This is a genomic window from Formosa bonchosmolovskayae, assembly GCF_051016085.1.
GTDB lineage: Bacteria > Bacteroidota > Bacteroidia > Flavobacteriales > Flavobacteriaceae > Formosa.
On the sequence record NZ_CP174605.1, the window covers coordinates 3402436 to 3424186 of the forward strand.

Here is a 21751-nt window from a genome sequence, read left to right on the forward strand (position 1 = left end):
ATATATATTCGATTATTAATTAGATTTTTTAATTTTTTATAGCATCCCAAGCAAGCGAAAACATGGTGTTTGTATCCTCTTCATTTAATTCTAAAGTCTTAGTATCAATGAGCTTAACTGTTTCATTCATAAACGCTTCTAATAGCACAGATAGAATCGTATTGTCCAAATTTTTTATTAAACCTTGACGTTTCCCCTCATCTAATAAATCGAAAATAAATGTAGACTTTAACTGTCGAATCTCTTTCGGGATCATTTCAAAATACGGTGATTGTTTAACTTGATGAATGAAACTAACTTCCTTACGATTATTGATACCAAAATTGATGTAAAAAATCCAGATCGCTTTAAACTTTAGTTTATAAGGCAATTCGCTTTTTAATTGATCTTGTCCTATATCCGTCAGTTTTTTAAGTAAATCTGTGGCAATAGTTTTTATAAGATCGTCTTTGCTTTTAAAATATACATATAAAGTGGATGGCGAAATATCTACCTTCTTAGCAATACGAGCCATTTTTACTGCTGTAAATCCTTTATCGTAAACTATAGCAATAGTTTCGTTTATAATTGCCTCTCGTTTTAATTCATCTTTCTGTTTCACTTTGCAAATATATAATTTTAATCGAATAAATATTCGCTATTGATTTAAATTAAAACTCGAATCATACGACTCGAGTTTTAATAATATGACTAAGGCTTAAACCATTTTAAAATCTAATAACAATTCGCCTTCTATAGAAGCTTGTAAATGATCTCCTTTATGAATTTGACCCGTTCCATAAGCAGGAGTACCTGTAAAGATTAAATCTCCTGGCTCTAACGTGAAATATTTAGATGTAAACGCGATAATCTCTTCAAAATTATAGATAATTAATCCCGTATTTCCTTCCTGAACCGTTTCTCCATTAATCTTTAAATCGAAATTAATATCGCTTAAATCTGAAAAGTTTGAAACAGGCTTCACTGCAGAAATTGGTGCCGCACCGTCGAAACCTTTAGCTAAATCCCAAGGACCCTTACCTTCTCTAACATCATTTAAAACATCTTTTGCTGTATAATCAATGGCAACAGCAATACCAGAAATGTAAGACGTAGCCTCTGCTTCAGATATATTTTTACCTGTTTTACCTATTTCAATCACCAATTCTACTTCGTAAACTAGATTTTCTGTGAATGAAGGATATTCTACATCTTTATTATCTTTAACTAAACTTGACTCTGGTTTAGAGAAAATAAGTTGTTTACCATTTTTAGTTGTTGCTTTTAATTCTTCTGCATTAAGAACATAATTTTTACCAATTGCTAGTACTTTCATTGTTTTGTATATTTAAAAAATAGTGTTTGAGTTATGTTTTTTATCTTAAACTTTAAATTCTTAAATGCGTGAAGATTTTACATCATCTTTATTTAAGTCTTACAAATTTAAGATATTTATGAGCAACTTATAATTTGTCTTTCTTGTTTTTTTTCAAAATCAAAACAACTTATTTTTTACAGATCGAAAAAGGATTAATTGTACTCCGTTTTAAAAAGTAATCATTAATATAAGCCGTTCTTATATATAAAAAAACTCCCGGCTCTAAATGAGATTCGGGAGTTTAGTACTTATGTTTTGATAGTATTCCTATTTAGAAATTCTTAATATTTAATATTAATAATGGTACGTTAGCACGGTGACTAATAGACTTACTATACGATTGATTTAAAAGACGTTTTAAAAAGTCTTGTTCTTTTGCAATAACACACAACATATCTAACTTTCTACTTTGTACAAAAGCACGAACTCCAGTAGAAACGCCAATTCCTGTTAGTGTGAAATATCCAGCAGAAAAATCGTCTAAAAGCACCTTTAAGGCTTCTTTTTTCTCGTCTTGCGACTCCGTAAGTTTCTTTGCACGGTCCATAATATGACACACAGACACTAAAGCGTCGTTAGATTTTGCAATTTCTAGTAACGGACTTAATCCTTTTTCTGTAAAAGTAATATCGAAATCTGTAGATATTCCAATTTCTTTAAATGCTTTGTATTCGGCATATTTAGGGATCGCTATAATTGGACAGTTTACCGTACCAATAAGACTTGAAGTGTTGCTTCCAACCGTAATTTCTTTTAAAGCACCAGCGCCTTTGGTTCCCATTACGATGCAGTCTATTTCAAATTCTTTTACCACTTTTTTAACCGCACCAGAGAATGGTTTAAAAATAGATAAGCACTTATACTTGTGATTATTATTAGAATAATTCGCATTAATTTTGTCTAATACATCTCGTAATCCGTTTTTGCTATTTTCAACCTGAGCATTGTAAATAGATTCTTTAGCCATTACAGAAGTTACTCCCATATACCCACTAGAACCTGGTTGGTCAAAAGAGTTAATTATATAGAAATTGCACGTTTCATTTTTGAATAGGTCTAAAGCATATTCAATAGCGTGCCATGCGTTTTCGGAAAAATCTGTTGGTAATAGTATATTTGTCATAGTCTTTATTTTCAGTCATAAATTTACTAACAAAACCATACATACACAACGATTTTGCACTTATTTAAATCTTAAATTAGGTTAAAATTTCACTAATTAAAAATCTAGTATATTTATCCTTTCTTATTATACATTGTTAGTAAAGCATCTTACATTTACTTTAAATTGTAGCAGAATCTCTATTTCATGATAAAAAATATTTTAATTGTTGAAGATGAATATAACGTCGCTACTTTTATAAAAAAAGGGTTAGAAGAAGTCGGATACAACGCATATATAGCCTACGATGGCGAAACAGGCCTCGAACTTTTATTGCAAAAAGACATCGATTTAATTTTACTTGATGTGATTCTGCCTGGTATGAATGGTTACGACATTGCAACTAAAATAAAAGGACTAGGCTTTGGAACTATTCCTATAATATTTTTATCGGCCCTAGGAAGTACAGATAATATTGTAAAAGGACTTGATACTGGTGCAGACGATTATTTAACGAAACCCTTTAAATTTAAAGAGCTTTTAGCAAGAATACGCGCTGTAGCACGCCGTAAAAACTTTAAAGTCCCAGATAGTTCATTACTTAAGTTAGCCGACTTGGAGTTAAATAACGATACAAAAATTGTAAAACGCAATCATACAGAAATTAAATTAACGTCTACCGAATTTCGTCTCTTGGAATACCTGCTTAAAAACAAAAATAAAGTCTTATCTCGTGTCGATATTTTGGAACATGTATGGGATATAAGTTTTAATATGGGGACTAATGTCGTAGATGTTTATGTAAATTATTTAAGAAACAAAATAGACAAGAAATTTACTCCCAAATTAATACAGACTGTTGTTGGGATGGGCTATATATTGAAAAATCCGGAAGATGAAAATTAAAAACAAAATTACACTCATCTTCGTTATACTGGTGGCCACCATGCAACTTGTTATTTTTTCAATTATTTATGTCTTTGCATCGGATTACAGAACGAATGAGTTTTTTAAAAAGCTTAGAAAACGTACCATAATTGCAGAACAATCTCACTTTGAAAAAAACAAACTGGGAACAGAAGTTTATGAAGATCTCTTAAAGAAACATTTACAAACCTTACCGGAAGAACATGAATATATTTTTCCGACCACCACTACCCTTCACCAAATTATTTCTGAAATAGAAATCGATATACCTGAACCATTTTACACCGATTTGGTTAACAATAATTACGCAGAAACAAAGATTGGGGACACGTTCTTATCTGGATTAAACTATAAAGAGCAAGATAGATCTCATTTTGTTATTCTAACAGCAAATGATGAAGATGGTTTAGACGAACTATCTAAACTAGTTAACTTGCTTGTTTTTCTATTTCTTTTAACGATTCTGGTTTTATTTTTTCTAGGCAGTTTCTTTGCAAAACGAACCTTGGAGCCACTCGCACGAATTATTGAAAAAGTAAACAACATTCGTGTTACTAATTTACATGAGAGGTTGGAAACCACCAATAACAAAGACGAACTAAGCGAGTTAGCAAATACGTTTAACGGCATGCTAGACCGTCTAGAAACCTCTTTTGAAATACAAAGCAACTTTATAAACAACGCGTCTCACGAATTAAAAAATCCGTTAACCGCCATATTAGGTCAAACTGAAATTGCTTTACTTAAAGAACGTTCTCCCCAAGAATACACTAAAGTTTTAGAAGGTGTAGAAACTGAAGCATTACGATTAGACGCCTTAATAAACAGTCTGCTAAAATTTGCACAAACAGAAAGTGACGAGAAAGGGTTGCTCATTACTCCTATTCGTTTAGATGAGTTAATATTAGAAGTAAAAGAAAATATCGATTTAATAAATCCTGATAATAAAATAGAAATTGATTTTAATGACTTTCCCGAAAATCCAGATTTATTAGTAGTAGAAGGCAATTACGGTTTAATAAACATTGCCTTAAATAATGTTTTAGATAATGCTTCAAAATTCTCCGACAATAAAAAAGTCATTGTTAAAATAGTTACAAATAATGCTTCTATAAAAATTGTTGTAACAGATCAAGGTGTTGGGATTCCGTCAGATGAAATAAAAAACATTTACCAGCCGTTTTATCGCGCCGCAAATGTAAGAAATGTTAAAGGTTACGGATTTGGTTTACCGCTAACCAATAAGATTATGAAACTGCATAGTGGTACTATAGAAGTGTTTTCCGAACATAAAAAAGGCACCATTGTCACCTTGATATTTCCTAATAAACATCAAAAATTCTCTATTTCTAAATAATAAATATTTCACTTTTCCTAGTAATAACTACTTATACATCTACTTAACAGCACATTATAGCGATTAAAAAAATTCTAATCTCATTCTAATCTCGTTCTTATATCCCTCTAATACCGTGGCAGTATGTTTGCCTTAAGAAATTAGAAGAATGAAGACGGTACTTATACCAACAGACTTTAGTGAAAAATCTTTACAGCTTATTAAAAACGCTGTGTTGCATTATCCTAACGACCCAATACAACTTGTATTGGCTTCTGGTTATAATAAGCGTTTAAACAGCTCGAATCCCTTTGGTTATTCTAAGTCCAAACTAATTAAAAGATTAGCTAGCGGGATTTTTCAGGACACCCTTTCTAATTTAATTTTAGATCACAAGAATAAAATCTATAGTGTAAACATTGAATTGTATACCGGAACATCTGACCGCGATTTTAACGATTTTCTTCGACTAAATCACATCGACGAATCTATTATTCCAAGCTCAGAGTTATGTCAATTTCAAAACAGAAATTGTGTAGACATTACGCCGTTAATAGACCGTTTAGCGCCAGCCGTATCGCGTGTGGCTTATAAGGCACAAAAACAAAATCCACCTACCCGTTTTTGGTTTTTCAGCCTGAAACCATTCAGTATTAAATAACAAAACAAACTAAAATTAGTATAACTTAAAAAGAAGTAACACATGAAGAACATTAGTACAAAATATTTAAAATCCGATTTAAAGGCCGGTTTAGTAGTCTTTTTAGTGGCTTTGCCATTATGTTTAGGAATTGCACTTGCCAGTGGAGCTCCTTTATTCGCTGGAATTATTTCAGGTATAATTGGAGGTATCGTTGTTGGTTTCTTTAGTGGTTCTAATTTAAGTGTTTCAGGACCTGCAGCAGGACTTACCGCAATTGTTTTATCTGCCATTGCAACCTTAGGATCTTGGGAAGCCTTTTTGTTAGCTGGTCTAATCGCTGGAGTGTTCCAATTAATTCTAGGATTTTTAAAAGCCGGTATTATTTCTAATTATCTCCCATCTAATGTTATTGAAGGGATGTTAGCGGCGATCGGTATTATTATAATCTTAACGCAATTACCTCACGCTGTTGGATATGATGCCGTTCACGAGGGCGATTTTTTTCATATCAATGCAGAAGGTAAACACGATATGTTTTCTACAGTTATTCAAAGCATAAACAATATGCATTTGGGAGCTATTATAATTGTTCTAGTTTCTTTAGGAATAATTATCGCTTTTACTAAGGTTCCTGCTTTAAAGAAAATAAAGTCTATACCAAGTTCTTTAGTTGCGGTTATTGCAGGCGTTGCAATTAACGAAGCTTTTATTGCGTTAAACTCGCCTTTAGCCATTACACCAGCACATTTAGTTAGTTTACCAGTTCCGGAATCTTTTGAAGCTTTTCAATCGCAATTTAGCTTACCAGACTTTAGTCAGATTGGCAATATAGATGTATGGATTATAGCCTTAACGATTGCAGCTGTAGCAAGTATTGAAACCTTATTATGTATTGAAGCCGCAGATAAATTAGACCCCTTAAAACGATATTCTAACACCAATACAGAATTAAAAGCTCAAGGTATTGGAAACATTATTAGTACTATGATTGGAGGTTTACCAATGACTTCTGTAATTGTACGGTCTTCTGCGAACGTAAATTCTGGTGGTCGTACAAAACTATCTGCCATTTCTCATGGTGTATTTTTACTTATTGCTGTATTGGCAATGCCCACAATTTTAAATAAAATTCCCTTAGCCTGTTTAGCGGCCGTACTAATTGCAGTTGGTTTTAAATTAGCAAGTCCGAAAGTCTTTATTCATATGTGGGAAAATAGTAAAAAGTTTCAATTTATACCGTTTGTCGCTACTGTAATTGCAGTTGTATTTACAGATTTACTTAAAGGTGTAGGTATAGGTATGGCAGTAAGTATTTTCTTTATTTTAAGAGGAAATTTAAAGCTGGCTTATTTCTTTAGAAGAGAAAATCATTCTACCGGGAAAACGATTCAAATGGAGCTTGCTCAAGAGGTTTCTTTCTTGAATAAAGCGGCTATAAAACAAACGTTTGCACACCTTCCGGAGAATAGCTCCATAGTTATAGATGCCTCAAACACAGTATATATAGATCACGATGTACTGCAACTGATAAAAGACTTTGTCAATTATGGTTGTATTGACAAAAATATTAATGTATCTTTGATAGGATTTAGAAAAGAATACAAAATAGAAAATTCGGTTAACCACGTGACCTCAGTTTTATCAGATAACGAAGATAAAGTTGCTTTACACGAAACTGATGAAGGTTTAAAAATTCCTTCAAATGTTTTAAAGGTTAAGGATTTGCCTAAAGCAGGATAATGTTTTATAACGCATAATATTTTTTAGAAGCCTATAGTTATCAAAAATTTGATAACTATAGGCTTTTTATTTTATATACATTTATTTGAAAGACCTATGAAACAAAAATTAGATCATTACTTTGTAAGACCTATTACAAAATTTGTCAAAGTAGAAAGTTTTGGAGGAATCCTTCTCTTCTCTGCAGCTGTAATCGCCCTCCTTTGGGCCAATTCACCATTCTCAGATTCTTACGTTAGTCTGTGGAATTATGAACTTGGTTTTGAAATAGGAAATTTTCATATTTCAAAAAACCTATTACACTGGATTAACGATGGTTTAATGGTTATTTTCTTCTTCCTAATTGGATTAGAAATTAAACGGGAAATTCTTATCGGTGAATTAAATAGCCTTAAGAAAGCCTCCCTGCCTATTTTCGCGGCCTTAGGTGGTGTTTTTGTTCCTATCGGAATCTACTTAGCCTTAAATACTAATCCAGAAACTCACGCCGGATGGGGAATCCCAATGGCAACAGATATCGCTTTCTCTTTAGCTATTATTCAGTTATTAGGGAAACGCGTGCCATTAGCCTTAAAAATATTCTTAACCGCCTTTGCTATCGTAGACGATTTAGTTGCTGTATTAGCTATCGCTGTTTTTTACAGTAACAATATAGATTGGGCATTAATATTATATTCTTTCATTCCGCTAGGGGTTTTATTTTTCCTAGGCTGGAAAGGCTTCTATCACAAGATTATTTACTTTACACTTGCGGTTGTAATTTGGTTCTTGTTCTTAAAATCAGGAATTCACCCCACTATTGCAGGTATACTTATCGCTTTAACTATTCCTATTCAGCGTAAAACAGAATTGTCTGTGGATATGAATCAGTTAGAATCGATTACAAATAGATTACTTAAGAAAAGAACTTCCGATAGTCCAATACTTACGCACACACAGATTAACTTAATTGATGATCTTCAAGCATGGACAAGTCGCGTTCAATCTCCATTACAGCATTTAGAACATATTTTCCATGGTTGGGTAGCCTATTTTATCATGCCTATTTTTGCATTATCTAATGCAGGTATTGTATTTGGTGCTTCCGATCATTTAGATTTCGATTTAGCCTCTCACATTGCTATTGCATTAATTATTGGTAAATGTGTAGGTGTCGTTGCATTCTCTTATTTAGCAGTAAAACTTGGCGTGGCAGCTTTTCCTGACAAAGTTAGATTTAAGCATATTTTAGGGACAGGTTTTTTAGCGGGAGTTGGATTTACAATGTCTATTTTCGTGTCTAATTTAGCATTCCACGGTAGTTTACTATACCAAGATTCAGCCAAAGTGGGTATTTTAATAGGATCGTCTATTGCCGGATTAATTGGTTACTTTGTTTTAAAATCAGTAAAACCAGCTTCAGGCGAAATTTTACTAAGCGACGAAGAAGAATAAATCTCTTTTCGATTAAAAATCGTCACACGGATATATTAAAAAAGCGACCTAAATGGGTCGCTTTTTTTATGTTATAATATGTCCTAATTGAAACTAAGCAGGAATTTGCTGACTCAAACAGTGCAAGGTTCCAAATCCCCAAATAAGGTCTATAGCACTCATGCCGATCACTTCTCGATCCGGGAAGCAATCTGCTATAATATTTAATGCAATACGATCCTTACTATCGTTAAATGTGGGAACTAAAACCGTTTTATTCAGAATTAAAAAGTTAGCATAACTCGCTGGAATTTGAATACCATCAAAAATTAACGGCTTAGGCATAGGTAGTATCACAATGTTTGGCGTAGTGCCATTTTCTAGTTTAGAGGCCTGTAAACGCTTTAAATTATCTTGTAACACTATGTAATTAGCATCTTCCGGGTTCGATTCTAGCACGGTGATAATGGTGTCTTCATTCACAAAACGACATAAATCATCAATATGTCCATGCGTATCGTCGCCAACAATACCATCTCCAAGCCAAATCACATTAGTAATTCCTAAGTATGTTTTAAACACAGCTTCGTAATCTGCTTTAGTGAAGTTTTCATTTCTAACCTGAATAGAAGGATGTAACAAACATTCCTCCGAAGTTAATAAAGTACCTTTCCCGTTAGAATCCATAGCACCGCCTTCTAATACCACCGGTTTTCCGTTGTGCATTACTTGAACCAAAGGCGCTTTTAAAACTTCTGAAATTACCTTAGGAACACCGCGATCTAATTTATGATTAGGATACTTTGCCCAACCATTAAAATTGAAATTTAATGCGACACGCTCCCCTCCTTTTTTAACGATTATCGGACCAGAATCCCGCATCCAACTTCTGTTTGTCTTATAAACTATATAGCTCACATTATTTAAGTTAGCATGAGCCATTTCAAGCATGTCATTAACCTTGTCTTGTTGCTTTTTATTTTCAACAACTAAGAACACAGTTTCTACCTGAGCTACTTTTTTTATAAATTCAACGAAAGCCCATTGTATGGCCTGATACTTTCCTGGCCAGTCATTTCCGTTATAAGGAAAACAAAGTAAAACACCTTCTTGATGCTCCCATTCGGCAGGAAATCTAATTGCTTCAGATGCCATAATTAATCAATTGCGCGTTTAGTAATATCACCAAAAGCATCGATACGGCGGTCTCTAAAAAACGGCCAATTCTGACGTACATTTTCTTGCAAGTCTAAATCGACTTCTGCTATTAAAATTTCTTCTTGATCATGCGATGCTTGAGCCAAGATTTCTCCTTGAGGTCCAGCTATAAATGAAGATCCCCAAAACTGAATTCCCGCGGTATCTGGCAAATATTGTTCTAAACCAATCCGGTTTGCTGCCGCTACGAATACACCATTAGCAACTGCGTGGCCTTTCATAACATTCATCCAAGCACCATGCTGATTTTCCCCAAATTCTTCTTTTTCTTGCGGGTGCCAACCAATTGCTGTAGGATAAAATAAAACTTCTGCACCTTTTAGAGCTGTAAGCCGTGCTGCTTCAGGATACCACTGATCCCAACAAATTAACGTTCCTACTTTACCTTTTTTAGTTTGAATAGCTTGAAAGCCTAAGTCGCCAGGTGTAAAATAAAATTTTTCATAAAAATGAGGATCGTCTGGAATATGCATTTTTCTATACAATCCAGCTTCGGTACCATCTGTATCTATAATATACGCACTGTTATGATAAATCCCTGCCATACGTTTTTCAAAAAATGGCACGATAATAACAACGCCTAACTCTTTAGCTAAGGCACTAAAGGCTACGAAAGATGTACCGTATAAAGGTTCTGCCAAAGCGAAATTATCTACATCTTCGCTTTGGCAGAAATAATGACTACTGTATAACTCTGGTAAAAGAATAACCTCTGCACCTTTATTTGCAGCATCTCTTACCCAACTTAAACACTTTTTTAAATTGTTTTCAGCAACGTCGTTCAAGTTTAATTGAATAACGGCTATCTTATATTTTTTTACAGACATAACAGTTAAAATTATATCGTAAAAGTAATTATTTTATAAAAGTGAATGACTAAAGATGTTATAAATTAATTACGATTTTAATTTCGTTATATTTTCACTGCTGAAGTACTTTTTCCGTAACCAAAAAGAGACTTTAACTAATAAAATTAACGCCGGCACTTCTACTAATGGTCCAATGACACCCGTAAATGCCTGACCAGAATTTAATCCGAAAACAGCAATCGCAACGGCTATCGCTAATTCAAAATTATTTCCTGCTGCTGTAAATGCAATGGCAGCTGTTTTATCGTAAGTTGCTCCTACCGCTTTACTAATAAAGAATCCGATTAAAAACATTAATGAGAAGTATATTAATAAAGGCACGGCAATAATGACAACATCCATAGGAATTTCAACAATAAGTTCTCCTTTTAACGAAAACATTACAATAATAGTAAATAATAAGGCCACTAAAGTTAATGGAGAGATTGCAGGAATAAATTTAGTATTATACCATGTTTCTCCTTTTAATTTCACTAGAAAAAAGCGACTTAAAAACCCTAAAACAAAGGGAATTCCCAAATAAATGGCGACACTTTCGGCAATGGTTGCAATAGAGATATCGACTATAGCGCCTTCAAATCCAAAAAACGGAGGCAAGACAGTAATAAAAATCCAGGCATAAAAACTATAACCAAACACCTGAAAAATACTATTTAAAGCCACTAAGCCAGCGCCGTATTCACTACTACCTTCGGCCAAATCGTTCCACACTAAAACCATCGCGATACATCTTGCTAGTCCGATTAAAATTAAACCGACCATATATTCCGGATAATCTCTAAGGAACGTAATGGCTAAGAAAAACATTAAAAACGGTCCGATAATCCAATTTAAAACTAACGAAATGGACAACACCTTAACATCTTTAAATACTTTAGGTAACAACGCATAATTCACTTTAGCTAAAGGTGGATACATCATTAAAATAAGACCAATCGCAATCGGAATATTTGTTGTGCCCTGACTGTATGAATTTATAACATCAGGAATTTGAGGAAAGAAATTTCCTAACCCCACACCAATTAACATGGCTAAGAAAATCCATAACGTTAGATAATTATCTAAAAGACTTAATTTTTTAATTGTTGCCATAATTACTTAATTTTTGAAAACACGTAAAACATTTCTTCTGCTATTTGTAAGCTACGTTCATTATATTTTTCGGCTTGTTGGTCTGTACCGTCAAAAGCTTTCGGATCTTCGTAAGTTACAGCAACACGTTCTTGGGCTCCAGCGATAAACGGACAACCTTGATCGGCTTGAGAACACGTCATGATTGCAACAAATCTAGTTTCTGGATTAAACGCATTATCAAAACGTTTAGAAAACCCTACAATTGGAGGCTCGTTATGATCGAATTTTATAGCATATACCGGATTATCTCCATCTGTTATTTTTGAGATATCGAACCCTGAGTTTTCTAAGGTTTCGGCAACCATAGGATACATAGCCGTAGCTTCCGTCCCTCCAGAATAGCAGTACACATGCTTAAAATTGTAATAAAAGGCGGCCGTTTGTGCCCAAACTTGAGACAGATGACTGCGTCTTGAATTATGTGTGCAAATAAAATTTAATCTGATCTTTATCTTTTTTGAATGTTTCTCCTGAATAAAATCAATTAGAGGTTGTAATACGTCTTTACGAGCTTCGGATATGTTTGAAAAGTCGAAGTTTTCAATTTGATTGGCAATTTTAGTATTCATAGTTTTAAAGGTGTTAGCAACATCCAGAATTAGGAGCGCATGTATTTGTAGGTTGAGTTAATTGGTTTAAGTTTTTCTTCGGTTTTTCTTGAGGTATACCGCAATTGTCTTTGGCTAAACAATCTGTAAATTTAGTTGTTAACTGAAACACACCTTCTTTAACATCTAAGTCATATTTCTGAATGGTTTCACCTTGGTATTCTACCTCTATCTCTAGATAATCATCTAGTTTTAATAGGCGTTGTGACAACTCTATTATTGAAACTAATTTTTCGGGATGTAAACGGTGATCGTAGTCATTGGCCTCCCACAATTGAAAATTCGCTACAGATTCCGTTCTCACTGTGCCACCACAGTCAATAAAGTTCTTATCTACTTTTCCTACTTCCGTGACATGAAAATGACTTGGAACTAAGCTCCCGTTTGGTAACTGAAAAGCGATTTGATTTAGGTTTTCTAAATGATTTTTAATATCTAATAATGTCATAATTGAAATTTATTAATTGTAATATTACGATGATTAAGTTTAAAATTTTTTTTAACAGCAATCTGAGTTAGAACAGGTTGCTTTTTGATCGAAAAACAGATTTAATTTACTTCGAATCTCATTCCATTTTTCAGTATTAATACAATAACAAATACTAGTCCCTTCTATAGTACCTTGTATAAGTCCTGCATTTTTTAATTCTTTTAAATGCTGAGAAATTGTAGGTTGAGCCAAACCAATTTCCTCGACTAAATCACCACAAACGCAACTATCTGATTTAATTAAGTATTCTAAAATACTTATGCGTGCTGGATGACCTAAAACTTTGGCGATACGCGCAATGTCATTTTGTCTATCCGAAAAAATTTCTGATTTAGTAATCCCCATGATATAATTATTTGTTTATTGCAATATTACGATTAATTATGAATTGCACAAAAAAAAAGATAGCCATTTAACTATCTTTTAATATTGATTATATAGAATCTTATTCTACCAATCGATTGGAAAATAATCTTTTAAAAACTTACCACACCAGTGTTTACCCGTGTTTATGCCATCTATTAACGGATCCATAACACGTGCTGCACCATCTACAATGTCTAATGGAGGTTGAAAATCGTGTTCTTCAACTTTACGTTTAGATAACTCTGCAGGATCCTCGTCGGTAACCCAACCGGTATCTACAGCATTCATAAAAATACCATCTTTCGCTAAAGTCGCTGCCGCAGTATGTGTCATCATGTTTAAAGCGGCTTTGGCCATATTGGTGTGAGGATGACGATCTTCTTTATGGAAACGGTGAAACTTACCTTCCATAGCCGTCACATTTATAATATGTTTTTGTCCCGTATTTTCCTTCTGCATAATAGGTGCTAGGCGGTTACACAAAACAAACGGTGCTACAGCATTTACTAACTGTACTTCGACCATTTCTGTGGTTTCAATTTCACCTAATCGCAAACGCCAACTATTGGTTTTACGTAAATCCACTTGTTGTAAATCGACATCCAACTCCCCTTCTGGGAAAACTTCACTTGCTTGTAACGAATTATCGAAACTATACGGTATTTGAGATAATTTAGCAGAAGCCCTTAAACCAATTCCTGGTTCTGGACCATGCCATGTCACAGGCATATTTTTATTGTCTGATGCTGCTTGCGTTAATGTTTTTAATTCGGTAATACAATCGATATGATCTTTTAACAAACCTTGAGCAAATTTAGGTAACTGCTCGATTGGCAACTCTTCGTTAGCCATTAAATGTTTGTAAAAACCAGCTGGACGCCTCACTGTTTGCGCCGCATTATTAATTAAAATATCTAACCTATCGTATTTCTGTTCGATATAATTACAGAAGATTTCTACACTAGGAATATGTCTTAAATCTAATCCGTGTATATGCAATCTATGCCCCCATTCTGTAAAATCACTTTCTTTAGAGAAGCGTAAAGCAGAATCTGCAGGGAATCGCGTAGTGGCCACAACAGTAGCACCAGAACGCAACAACATTAAAGTAATATGATATCCTATTTTTAATCGAGACCCCGTAACCACTGCCACCTGATTTTTTAAATCGGCGGTTTGAAAACGCTTAGCATAATTAAAATCGCCACATTCGGTACACATGGTGTCGTAAAAATGATGGAGTTTAGTATATACCTTTTTACACACGTAACAGTTTCTAGGCGATTCTAACTCTAAATCTTTGTCTTCTTTTTTTGTTAGGTCTATTAATTTAGGAGCTACAAAAATAGGGTTTTCACGAGCCGAACGTATTCCTGTTTCCTTACGTGCATGCTTATCGCGCTCAATCATTTTACGCTTAGCTGCTTTTTTCGCATCCTTACGTCTTTTTTGAAACTCGTCTCTATTCGGACGTGTAATTTGTCCGGCCGCTTTCATTAAAGCAATACGTTTTTCTTCAGGAAGTTCGAACAATTGATTAGTGTCGCCTACCAGCTGTTCTAGCATAGCAATACAAACATCTATCTGCTCTTGATTTAACTTTGGGTTTTGTTCTTCAGTATTTTCGTTCATGGACCTAAACTTTAAGCGCGCAAATATAGTTTTAATTTTAGTTGATAACTGAATTTAAACTTCACTAAATACAGTTTTATTACTATTACAAACCACAAGTTGTAAAGTATTGATTTTTAAATCTTGTCAACTTTATTTCTATAGATTGGCAGACCAAATATTAGATTTTTTAATGGCTATTCTTTTATTTAATTTAAGTTGAGCGATAACTAATTCCGAAAAATCTTCTGCTTGCTTTTCGTTTTCTTCATTTATATTAGTCAGATTTAACTCATTCGATCCCGATTCAGAATTACCAGGCGTTAATGCAGTGACACGAATATTATATTTTCTAACTTCTTGCATTAATGACTCTGTTAGGCCTAAAACAGCAAATTTGGATGCGGTATATGCACTTGTAGACACATTGCCAGTAAGTCCTGCAGTAGATGAAATATTTACTATATCGCCAGACTTATTATTAATCATATCTTGTAAAAACGCACGAGTTACATAATAAATACCCATGACATTTACTTTAATAATATGTTCCCATTCCTCTGGTTCTAAAGCTAAAAACGAGCCGAATTTTGCAATTCCTGCATTATTAATTAATATATCTATGGTTTTAAATTGGTATAAAATAGTCTTTGCCGCGATTTCAATATCTTCCTGAGATGTTACATCTGCTGTAACTGTAATTGCTTCTACCCCTAACTTTCTAACCTTAGTGGCAACATCTTCAATTTCTTTCTCAGACCCTGCTAATAAAGCGATATGTACACCTTCTGCCGCCAACGCTAAAGCCAATGCTTTACCAATACCTTTCCCCGCTCCTGTTATTAATGCACGCTGTCCTTTTAATGATTTCATTTATAAATTAATGTTTTTAATTCCATCCAAATTTAAAAATAATTACAGTTCAAGTAAAACATTTATATAGCGAATGAGTTAAAAAAATATTAGAATGAAGTCGTGAGGCTTGTAAGGCCACTGTAGTTTTGAAAATTATTATTGAACACCTAACCATTTGTCGGTGATAATACATTTTAAACGGTTTTATTTAAATTATTTTTAAGAGTTATCCTACAACAAATCAATTATTTAGGCCTTAAACCTTAAAAACAGTAAAAAATTTAAAAATCTATACATCTAATTTAAGCGTACATATAATAAATCAAAATAGACAATCATGAAAAGAATTTCAATCGGAGTAATTGCATTATGTTTAATGGCCTCTTGTGTTTCAAAAAAGAAATACGTTGCATTAGAACATGAAAATGGCGAAATAAAAAGTCAACTTACAAAAACAACAGTTGCAAAAGAAGAATTAGAAGCTAAGTTTAGCGAAATTCAATCACGTGTGGATGCGTATAATAATAAAATAAATTCTTTAACTGAAGAAAATGATGCCCAAATGGTAGCTGTTGGGGATGTCGCTGTTATTTCTAACGACACTAAAAAAAGTATGCGTGAAACGTTAAAACATGTGGATCCAGCCAAATTAAGTGAAGCGAAAACACTTAAAGATTCTATGAATCTTGCAGTATCTTATAATTTACAAAAGTCTTTAGATAACAATGCTTTAAATGAAGACGAAGATATTGCCATTGACATTAACGAAACAGTGGTGATGATCTCGATTTCGGACAAAATGCTATTTAACACAGCAAGTTATAGAGTGAGCAATAAAGCTAACGATATACTTCAAAAATTAGCAGATATTATTAATTCTGAACCAAGTATAGAAGTTATGGTTGAAGGACATACAGACTCAAGAAGTATAAATACTGGAGCTATTAAAGATAACTGGGATTTAAGTGTATTAAGAGCAACATCGGTGGTGCGTAAATTACAAGACGATTATAATGTCGCTCCAGAAAAGATGATTGCTTCTGGACGAAGCAGTTACCATCCATTAGTTGAGAATAATTCTAATGAGAATAGAGCAAAAAACAGAAGAACCCGTATTGTTATTCTACCAAATATTAACAAATTCTTTGCGTTAATGGGCGATATTGAATAATAACATAGCTTGATAATATATAAGAAAGACTGCCTTACGGCGGTCTTTTTTTGTTAAATTGAAAATATGTAAAGCAAAAAATTGAACATTTCGCAATTAAGAAATCCTTAACTTTTCTAAATACGGAATTCAGTGTTTAATACTTTAAATTTCGGGTGTGAAACAGGTAAAACTGAATCACTATTAACAAAAATTAATTTAAATAGTACATATTTTATTTGCGATTTTAATTAACTACCTATAGATATTGCCACTAACCTAATGCAATATACTTTGTCTATTGGTATTAAAAGTGCTCGACAATAATGCAACTTGCCGAACATATTCGGGTTTAGGTTTACCTACATGTTAGCTGCTTTCTTCACTTTTATAGACATGTATTGGTACCTTTTTTTTTTGCAAAAAAAATTAAACATTTGGTTTATATGAAAGAAACTATGTCTCCCTGGAAGCGTTTTATCAATTTATTAAAATTAGATAAAAAGGACATCCGTCAGATATTTTATTACGCAATTTTTGCTGGATTAGTAGCACTAACATTACCGCTTGGTATACAGGCTATAATTAACTTAATTCAAGGAGCTCAAGTATCTTCTTCTTGGATTGTATTGGTAGTTCTAGTAACCTTAGGTGTCGCATTCCAAGGTATTTTGCAACTGATGCAAATGCGAATTTTAGAATCTATTCAGCAAAAAATATTTACCCGAGCATCTTTCGAATTCACATACAGATTTCCTAAAATAAAAATGAAGGAACTCTATAACGACTACCCACCAGAATTAGCTAATCGCTTTTTCGATATTTTAATGATTCAAAAAGGGTTATCTAAAATTTTAATCGATTTTCCTGCGGCCGCACTTCAGATTATATTCGGACTTATATTGTTATCGTTTTATCATGCCTTTTTTATCCTGTACGGTTTATTACTAGTACTTTTAATATACATAGTATTTCGATTTACAGCAGAAAAAGGATTACAGACTAGTTTATTAGAATCTAAAAACAAGTATAAAGTTGCACACTGGATTCAGGAAGTTTCGCGATCGTTAACGAGTTTTAAATTATCGGGAAAAACGACATTATCTATGGATAAAAATGATTATTTAACAACTAAATATTTAGATGCTAGAGAAGATCATTTTAAAATCTTAGTGGTTCAATTTATGCAACTTATCGGATTTAAAGTATTGGTAACCGCGGGTTTACTTAGTATTGGAGGTTTACTAGTAATAAATCAGCAAATGAATATTGGTCAATTTGTTGCTGCAGAAATCATTATCTTATTAGTAATCTCGTCTGTAGAGAAATTAATCCATGGTTTAGAATCTTTTTACGATGTACTTACCTCTTTAGAGAAAATCGGACAAGTAGTAGATAAAGAATTAGAACCACAATCTGGAGAAGATCCTTTTAAAGTAGAACGCGATTTACATATCGAGTTGGATAAATTAACCTATCGTGACCCAACTAATTATAAGGTTTTAAGTCAGATTTCTTTTACCATAAACAAAGGAGATCGTATTCTTTTAGACGGAAAATCTGGGGCAGGAAAAACCACCTTATTAAAGATATTGTCGGGCTTACTAACCTCTACTTATGGTGGTTTCTATGTTAACGACATTTCCATGATTGGAATTTGGCCCAATAAATACAGAGCTGGTGTTGGTCAGGTCTTACCTTCTCAATTACCTTTTGAAGGTACTATTTTAGAGAACATAACATTTGGAAGAACAGATGTATCTCAAGAACACCTTCACGAAGTTTTAAAAAATACAGGCTTATTATCTTTTATAAAAACACAACCTAATGGTATTGGTTCTAAGCTAGATCCAGAAGGGCAGCAAATACCATTCACCGTATCTAAACGTATTTTACTAGCTAGAGCGATTGTGCACCAACCTAAACTATTGTTACTAAAAGATCCTTTAGAATATTTCGAGAATAACGAAGCCGAAGAATTAATTAAATATTTAACTGGAAAAGACAGACCTTGGGCACTTGTGGTTTCTAGTCAGAATGTGCACTGGTGGACCTATTGTAATAAAACCTTAGAAATATCTGATGGACAAATAATTAATAACGCGAATATATAATGCTAAACATATCAAAAAATCAGCTTAATAAAAAAGTGTCCTTAACCCAATTTAAGGCCTATAAAAAAGCATTTTCGGCTAAAGGTAGTAAGGTGTTTAATAAATTATTGACCATTTTTTCTATAATTATAATTATCACGTTATTCTTACCATGGACGCAAAATGTTAGAGGTCGTGGATTTGTTACCACTTTAACGCCAGACCAAAGACCGCAAACCATTCAATCTCCTATTCCTGGACGTATTGAAAAATGGCATGTTACAGAAGGTCAATTTGTTAAAAAAGGAGATACGATTTTACACATTTCTGAAATTAAAAATGAATATCAAGATCCGAATTTAGTCGCTAGAACTAATGTACAAAGAGACGCTAAAAGCAAGTCGGTATTATCTTATATAGAAAAAGTAAGTGCTTTAGAAGGACAAATTGTTGCGTTAAAAAATGAAGAGCAATTAAAATTATCCCAGGCGAAAAACAAACTCGAACAAGCCCGCTTTAAGGTGGTAAGTGACAGTATGGATCTAGAAGCCATAAAAAACAATTTAAAAATTACGGAAGGTCAATATATTCGAACGCAAACCTTACAAGACGAAGGTTTAAAATCGGTTAAAGATGTTGAAGCCACTCGTGTAAAACTTCAAGAATCTCAAGCCAAATTAATAGCCGCAGAGAATAAGTTACTAACTAGTGAAAACAACATTATAAATGCGCGTATTGAAATTAGTAGAATTAGTGCGGAGTATGCCGATAAAATTGCAAAGGCCAACAGTGATAAATTCACGGCCGAAACAAATCGATACGATGCCGAAGCTCAGGTTTCTAAGCTAGAGAGCCAATCTACAAATTACCAAATGCGTAGCGATATGTACTTTATTAAAGCGCCTCAAGACGGTTATATTACTAAAGCTATAAAAGGTGGTATTGGAGAAACATTTAAGGAAGGCGAACAGATTGTTGGGATTATGCCTGCGAACTATCAGCACGCTGTAGAAACCTATATAAATCCTATCGATTTACCTTTATTACACATCTCGGACGAAGTGCGTATTCAATTTGATGGTTGGCCATCTATTTTCTTTAGTGGCTGGCCTAATACTTCGCACGGAACTTTTGCAGGAAAAGTAGTGGCTATAGAATCTTTTATTAGTCCTAACGGAAAGTTTAGAGTTCTAATTGCACCATTATCAGATGAGCATCCTTGGCCAGAAAAAGTAAGTGTTGGTTCGGGTGCAAATACGTTTGCCCTTTTAGAAGATGTACCGATCTGGTTCGAATTATGGAGAAACTTAAATGGTTTCCCTCCTAACTATTATCAACCAGAACAAACAGCAAGCAAAAAAGGCAGTAAAAAATGAAAGTAAAACTATTCATATTAACTTTAATATCCATACATACATTTGCATTGTCCGCACATGGACAAAATCCTTTAGATCCTGAAATTTTATCTTTCGAAGAGTATTTGGGATATGTAAAGAAGTATCATCCAGTGATGAAACAAGCCGATATTACTTTAAGTTCGGGTGAAGCAAACCTGCTTAAGGCGCGCGGTGGATTTGATCCTAAAATTGAAGTAGACTATAGTCGGAAGAAATTTAAAGGCACTGAATATTACGATGTGTTTTATTCCACTTTTAAAATTCCGACATGGTACGGGATTGAATTTAAAGCCAATTACGAAAATAATACGGGGTATTATTTAGACCCTAGTTTAACGGTTCCTGAAGACGGATTATACAGTGCAGGTGTCTCCTTTTCTTTAGCTCAAGGATTATTAATTGATGAGCGTATGGCGACTTTAAAAAAGGCCAAATATTTTAAGGAACAAACAATAGCAGAACGTAATTTACTTATTAACGATGTGTTGTTTGAAGCTAGTAAAGCGTATTTTAATTGGTTTCAAGCAAATAGAGAACATCAAATTTATGAGTCGTTTTTAGAAAATGCTAAAACCCGTTTAAATGCCATAGAAAGTAGTGTGGAAGCAGGAGATTTAGCTGCCATAGATATTACAGAAGCTAGAATTATTTATTCGGATAGACAATTAGGTTTGGAAGTTGCCCATTTAAATATGGAAAAAGCAAGATTAGAGCTTAGTAACTTTTTATGGATAAACGATATTCCTATGGAAGTACAATCGGATGTTTTACCTACTTCACCCGATATAGAAAACCTGAAAGCTTTGTTACTTATAGAAGATTTAGATAATAATGAAGAGCTATTAGATTTGCATCCAAAAGTAATGAGTTTAGATGCCAAAATCGGACAGTTGGATATCGATAAATTCTATAAAAAAACGAAATTACTTCCAAAATTAGATTTGCAATATAATTTTTTAACGCAAGATGCAGAGCGATTAGATTCTTTTAATACTGCAAATTATAAGGCATATGTAAATTTTAGTATGCCAATCTTTTTACGAAAAGAACGAGGAGATTTAGAACTTGCCAATTTAAAATTACGAGATGCTAAATTAGACCGAATGAGTGCGGTGTTAAATATAAAAAATAAAGCTGCGGCGATAGAAGTCGAAATAAGCTCCCTTCAAACGCAAAACGAATTGGTAAAAAACATGGTGAACGATTACGAGGCTATGGTGAAAGCGGAAGAACGTAAATTTGCTATGGGAGACAGTTCGTTATTTCTTATAAACTCTCGTGAACAAAAGTTAATCGATGCTCAATTAAAAGAAAACAGTTTACAAACGAAACACTTAACAGCTATTGCCAAACTGTATAACAGTTTAGGATTATCAATTTAAATGAAGTACTAAATTGATAGTTAAAAAATAGGATTTCATATAAAATATAAAGCAACATAC

20 protein-coding genes are annotated in these 21751 nt (G+C 33.4%); 9 read left to right on the top strand and 11 right to left on the bottom strand.

Translation table 11 applies throughout. The features are described from left to right. Positions 1 to 28: 28 nt before the first annotated feature. The 3 genes from ACKC83_RS14595 to ACKC83_RS14605 all read right to left on the bottom strand — a co-directional run bounded on the left by ACKC83_RS14595 (position 29) and on the right by ACKC83_RS14605 (position 2480). Entirely contained in the window at positions 29 to 601 is a 573-nt protein-coding gene (locus ACKC83_RS14595; RefSeq protein WP_434036086.1) for a TetR/AcrR family transcriptional regulator, read from the bottom strand. 96 nt (positions 602 to 697) lie between these two features. Then, entirely contained in the window at positions 698 to 1315 is a 618-nt protein-coding gene (locus tag ACKC83_RS14600) for a fumarylacetoacetate hydrolase family protein (protein WP_414034574.1), read from the bottom strand. 313 nt (positions 1316 to 1628) lie between these two features. Further along, positions 1629 to 2480 carry a universal stress protein gene (locus ACKC83_RS14605; RefSeq protein WP_434036087.1) on the bottom strand — a complete coding sequence of 284 codons (852 nt, stop codon included), beginning with the start codon at positions 2478 to 2480 and terminating at the stop codon, positions 1629 to 1631. Positions 2481 to 2666: 186 nt separating this feature from the next. Here ACKC83_RS14605 and ACKC83_RS14610 point away from each other — a divergent pair, with 186 nt between their 5' ends. The 5 genes from ACKC83_RS14610 to nhaA all read left to right on the top strand — a co-directional run bounded on the left by ACKC83_RS14610 (position 2667) and on the right by nhaA (position 8539). Then, a complete protein-coding gene (locus ACKC83_RS14610; protein WP_434036088.1) occupies positions 2667 to 3365 on the top strand; it encodes a response regulator transcription factor in 699 nt (232 codons plus the stop codon). Continuing rightward, positions 3355 to 4743: a sensor histidine kinase gene (locus ACKC83_RS14615; protein WP_434036089.1), complete on the top strand. Its 1389-nt coding sequence runs from the start codon at positions 3355 to 3357 to the stop codon at positions 4741 to 4743. Before ACKC83_RS14610 ends, ACKC83_RS14615 begins: the two co-directional genes overlap by 11 nt. Positions 4744 to 4891: 148 nt before the next feature. Beyond that, positions 4892 to 5383, top strand: coding sequence for a hypothetical protein (locus ACKC83_RS14620; protein WP_434036090.1), 492 nt, complete (start codon positions 4892 to 4894; stop codon positions 5381 to 5383). Positions 5384 to 5425: 42 nt separating this feature from the next. Beyond that, positions 5426 to 7105, top strand: coding sequence for a SulP family inorganic anion transporter (locus tag ACKC83_RS14625; RefSeq protein ID WP_434036091.1), 1680 nt, complete (start codon positions 5426 to 5428; stop codon positions 7103 to 7105). Between the two features lie 96 nt (positions 7106 to 7201). Continuing rightward, positions 7202 to 8539 (top strand): Na+/H+ antiporter NhaA, encoded by a 1338-nt coding sequence (gene nhaA, locus ACKC83_RS14630; protein ID WP_434036092.1) that lies wholly within the window; start codon positions 7202 to 7204, stop codon positions 8537 to 8539. Between the two features lie 93 nt (positions 8540 to 8632). On the opposite strand, the gene ACKC83_RS14635 is transcribed toward nhaA, so the two are convergent. The 8 genes from ACKC83_RS14635 to ACKC83_RS14670 all read right to left on the bottom strand — a co-directional run bounded on the left by ACKC83_RS14635 (position 8633) and on the right by ACKC83_RS14670 (position 15687). Continuing rightward, positions 8633 to 9673, bottom strand: coding sequence for an agmatine deiminase family protein (locus ACKC83_RS14635; protein ID WP_434036093.1), 1041 nt, complete (start codon positions 9671 to 9673; stop codon positions 8633 to 8635). Between the two features lie 2 nt (positions 9674 to 9675). Further along, positions 9676 to 10563 (bottom strand): carbon-nitrogen hydrolase, encoded by an 888-nt coding sequence (locus ACKC83_RS14640; protein ID WP_414034582.1) that lies wholly within the window; start codon positions 10561 to 10563, stop codon positions 9676 to 9678. Positions 10564 to 10632: 69 nt separating this feature from the next. Then, positions 10633 to 11697 (bottom strand): ACR3 family arsenite efflux transporter, encoded by a 1065-nt coding sequence (gene arsB / locus ACKC83_RS14645; protein ID WP_414034583.1) that lies wholly within the window; start codon positions 11695 to 11697, stop codon positions 10633 to 10635. A 2-nt stretch (positions 11698 to 11699) separates the two neighbouring features. Then, positions 11700 to 12308: a low molecular weight phosphatase family protein gene (locus ACKC83_RS14650; RefSeq protein WP_434036094.1), complete on the bottom strand. Its 609-nt coding sequence runs from the start codon at positions 12306 to 12308 to the stop codon at positions 11700 to 11702. Between the two features lie 13 nt (positions 12309 to 12321). Further along, a complete protein-coding gene (locus ACKC83_RS14655; protein ID WP_434036095.1) occupies positions 12322 to 12795 on the bottom strand; it encodes a DUF6428 family protein in 474 nt (157 codons plus the stop codon). 51 nt (positions 12796 to 12846) lie between these two features. Continuing rightward, positions 12847 to 13182, bottom strand: a complete 336-nt coding sequence (locus ACKC83_RS14660; protein ID WP_414034586.1) for an ArsR/SmtB family transcription factor — start codon at positions 13180 to 13182, stop codon at positions 12847 to 12849. A 105-nt stretch (positions 13183 to 13287) separates the two neighbouring features. Continuing rightward, a complete protein-coding gene (locus ACKC83_RS14665; protein ID WP_414034587.1) occupies positions 13288 to 14835 on the bottom strand; it encodes an SDR family NAD(P)-dependent oxidoreductase in 1548 nt (515 codons plus the stop codon). Between the two features lie 138 nt (positions 14836 to 14973). Continuing rightward, a complete protein-coding gene (locus ACKC83_RS14670) occupies positions 14974 to 15687 on the bottom strand; it encodes a 3-ketoacyl-ACP reductase (protein WP_414034588.1) in 714 nt (237 codons plus the stop codon). 319 nt (positions 15688 to 16006) lie between these two features. On the opposite strand from ACKC83_RS14670, the gene ACKC83_RS14675 reads away from it, so the two are divergent. From ACKC83_RS14675 to ACKC83_RS14690, 4 genes are all read left to right on the top strand, one after another. Beyond that, positions 16007 to 16840 (top strand): OmpA/MotB family protein, encoded by an 834-nt coding sequence (locus tag ACKC83_RS14675; RefSeq protein WP_434036096.1) that lies wholly within the window; start codon positions 16007 to 16009, stop codon positions 16838 to 16840. A 425-nt stretch (positions 16841 to 17265) separates the two neighbouring features. Further along, a complete protein-coding gene (locus ACKC83_RS14680; protein WP_414034590.1) occupies positions 17266 to 18933 on the top strand; it encodes a peptidase domain-containing ABC transporter in 1668 nt (555 codons plus the stop codon). After that, a complete protein-coding gene (locus ACKC83_RS14685; protein ID WP_414034591.1) occupies positions 18933 to 20288 on the top strand; it encodes an HlyD family secretion protein in 1356 nt (451 codons plus the stop codon). Before ACKC83_RS14680 ends, ACKC83_RS14685 begins: the two co-directional genes overlap by 1 nt. Next, entirely contained in the window at positions 20285 to 21691 is a 1407-nt protein-coding gene (locus ACKC83_RS14690; protein WP_434036097.1) for a TolC family protein, read from the top strand. The genes ACKC83_RS14685 and ACKC83_RS14690 overlap by 4 nt, the downstream gene beginning before the upstream one ends. Positions 21692 to 21751 lie beyond the last annotated feature (60 nt).